The 2492-nt window shown below is 54.9% G+C and carries 3 protein-coding genes and 1 pseudogene; all 4 read right to left on the minus strand.

The annotated features are described in order from the left end of the window. Window positions 1-9 precede the first annotated feature (9 nt). Window positions 10-786, minus strand: coding sequence for an ABC transporter permease (locus tag H3T88_RS08535; RefSeq protein ID WP_198204290.1), 777 nt, complete (start codon window positions 784-786; stop codon window positions 10-12). Window positions 787-817: 31 nt separating this feature from the next. Continuing rightward, complete coding sequence (locus tag H3T88_RS08540; RefSeq protein ID WP_198204291.1) at window positions 818-1216, minus strand: hypothetical protein; 399 nt, start codon at window positions 1214-1216, stop codon at window positions 818-820. 262 nt (window positions 1217-1478) lie between these two features. Beyond that, window positions 1479-2243: an ABC transporter permease gene (locus tag H3T88_RS08545; protein WP_015022159.1), complete on the minus strand. Its 765-nt coding sequence runs from the start codon at window positions 2241-2243 to the stop codon at window positions 1479-1481. Beyond that, window positions 2240-2492 (minus strand): annotated as a pseudogene (locus H3T88_RS08550) (ABC transporter ATP-binding protein); the annotation flags it as partial. The pseudogene H3T88_RS08550 and the gene H3T88_RS08545, both read right to left, overlap by 4 nt.

Consider the following 2492-nt stretch of genomic DNA (forward strand, 5'->3'; position numbering starts at 1 on the left):
TGACCTGGCTTAGATCTCCTGCTTGGATATGATCAGAGCCGATCCGAAGATGGCCACCAGGACCACGCCTGCGGATACTCCGGCATAGATCCAGGCCTGATCAGCCTTCAGAGTGTTAAGGATGATCTGTTCGCCGAACCCGACGAAGTCGAGGTATTTCAGCCATTGCCATTTCGCAGTCAACTCCACGAGGCCGATCAGCATGGGCCATATCACGATCACCACCGCTGGGATGACCAGGGATTTGGTAAGGATCAAGAGGATAATGCCCAGGCTGATGATGACGGAGATGCAGAAGCTGACCGATAGGGTCATGACGGCCACATCCTTGCATAGGATGCCCCAACCGGCTCCAGGTTTCCTTCCTAGGGCCAGTCCGGTCAGCAGAATAGCGACGAAGTAGCACAGGGTCAAAAGGATGATGTCAGTCAAAATGGTCACATACTTGCCCAGGATGAACTGTATGCGCGAGATGCCCGATGTCAGCGTGTTCTTCAGAGTGTGCTGGCTGTATTCCGCACCAATGACGATGACGAAGACCGCGATGTAAAAGTAGATTAGAGACGAGGCGGAGGCGACACCTGCTTGCAGGCCTGTCCTAATGGTCCAGCTTTGCCCTTCGATTTCCGACAGTTTATGAGCGTATTCTTCGCCTCCGGTGGTGATTCCCATAGTGCTCTTGCGCCATGTGGTCACTATGCCGAGTGCCATAGTGGCAATGAGCAGAATCAGCATGCCGATGGAACGTCGCTGCCTGTAAAAGTCGGCCCTGATCTGGTTAATCATTGTTTCCTCCTATGCTCTTGAGGGTTTTTGTTCAGCAGATTCGGGAATATTCCTCCAACGATCCTTTCTGCTGGCTGATTTGATTGACCAGGATGCCTTCCTGAACCAGAAGTCTGTTGATGGGGCCCGGCTCCAGGTTCTCCTGCCTGATCAGAATCTGATGGTCGTCAAGGACTTGGAAGGGGCCGATTCCCCGGCGATCCAGGATCATGGCGGCCCTGGAGCTCTGGTCCACGTCTATCAACAGTTCATCCTTGTTTACTTCCTTGATCAGGCGACCGTGGCTGATGAACCCGAACCGGGAGGAGACCAGGTAGAGTTCGCTCAGAATGTGACTGGAGATGAGAATGGTCGTCCGGCGCTCTTTGCTGAGCCTGTCCAGCTGATTCCAGTCGTGGCTTCTGGCAGGCTGGCCCGGGAAAAGGACCATCTGACCCTGATCCGCGCCCTGGCCTTGTGCAGGAACAGACGCAGGATCCGTCTGACCATAGCAGGCACAGGGCCCATGGAACGCCGACTGAAGGTGGAGGCCGCCCGGCAGCTGGACAACATGCCGGTCTCGATTGGATTCCATCAGAACGCGACTACGCCAAGGAAGATTACCCCTGGATGCCTCTGTCAGGGCCTTTGCCCATATGGCCGTGCAGGCCGTCAGCGGTCAAGAGCCGGGCCGGGTATAGGCTTGACCTGGCTTAGATCTCCTGCTTGGATATGATCAGAGCCGATCCGAAGATGGCCACCAGGACCACGCCTGCGGATACTCCGGCATAGATCCAGGCCTGATCGGCCTTCAGAGTGTTCAGGGCGATCTGTTCGCCGAACCCGTCGAAGTCGAAGTATTTCAGCCAGTTCAATTTAAAGGCATACTCCACAAGGGAGATCAGCATGGGCCATATCACGATCACCACCGCTGGGATGACCAGGGATTTGGTAAGGATCAAGAGGATAATGCCTAGGCTGATGATGACGGAGATGCAGAAGCTGACCGATAGGGTCATGACGGCCACATCCTTGCATAGGATGCCCCAGCCTACACCCGGTTTCCTTCCTAGGGCCAGTCCGGTGATCAGGATGGTGATGAAGTAGCACAGGGTTAGGAGGATGATGTCAGTCAGGATGGTCACATACTTGCCGAGGATGAACTGTATGCGCGAGATGCCCGATGTCAGCGTGTTCTTCAGAGTGTGCTGGCTGTATTCCGCACCAATGACGATGACGAAGACCGCGATGTAAAAGTACATTAGAGACGAGGCGGAGGCGACACCCGATTGCAGGCCTGTTCTGACTGTCCAACCTGGGCGTCCGATTGCCAACAGTTCTTCGCCCCCGATGGTGGGTCCCATAGGGGTTTTGCGCCATGTGGTCACTATGCCGAGTGCCATAGTGGCAATGAGCAGAATCAGCATGCCGATGGATCTCCGCTGCCTGTAAAAGTCGGCCCTGATCTGGTTAATCATTGTTGTTTCCTCGACTCTTGAGAATCCTTGTTGAGCAGATCTGTGAAATATTCCTCCAACGATCCCTTCTGCTGGCTGATTTGATTGACCAGGATGCCTTCCTGAACCAGAAGTCTGTTGATGGGGCCCGGCTCCAGGTTCTCCTGCCTGATCAGAATCTGATGGTCGTCAAGGACTTGGAAGGGGCCGATTCCCCGGCGATCCAGGATCATGGCGGCCCTGGAGCTCTGGTCCACGTCTATCAACAGT

Source organism: Bifidobacterium sp. W8110, from assembly GCF_016101375.1.
Lineage (GTDB): Bacteria > Actinomycetota > Actinomycetes > Actinomycetales > Bifidobacteriaceae > Bombiscardovia > Bombiscardovia asteroides.